Source organism: Vibrio sp. 2132-1 (assembly GCF_033344315.1).
In genome coordinates, this window is record NZ_JAWPON010000878.1 from 1 (window position 1) to 512 (window position 512).

The window sequence follows — 512 nt, forward strand, 5'->3', positions numbered from 1 at the left end:
TAAGGTTCAGATGCGTTCGGTTGTCGTTCGGCACTTTCACAACAAACTGACCAACCAGTTCAACGTCGACCACTAGACGATAATGATCTCCGTGATAAATTAGCTCACGCAGTACGCCTTCAATTTGGTTATCACACGATTCGTCATCAGGCTGGATGGAAATTTTCTCTGGTCGAATAGACAAGGTGGTGCGCTCGCCGTTTTGGGTCACTCGAACCGGTTTGGCAACGAAGTGAGCGGGGCCGACCTGGACTTGGCATCGCTCTGATTGCCACTCTTTTACCACACCAGAAAGCTGATTGTTTTCACCAATAAACTGAGCGACAAACGCGTTACTCGGAGATTCATACAGCTCCGTTGGCGGGGCAAGTTGCTGCACTTCGCCTTGATTAAAAACTGCGATTCGGTCAGACATAGTGAGCGCTTCATCTTGGTCATGCGTGACATACAAAATCGTAATGCCGAGCTTTTCGTGCAGGTGTTTAATCTCCATCTGCATTTGCTCACGAAGT

Annotated in this window: 1 protein-coding gene; it reads right to left on the reverse strand. The window is 48.4% G+C overall.

What is annotated here, in order from left to right; all coding sequences use genetic code 11:
* The coding region (locus R8N47_RS28505) for an ABC transporter ATP-binding protein (RefSeq protein ID WP_318186521.1) at window positions 1–512 on the reverse strand (512 nt) is incomplete at both ends.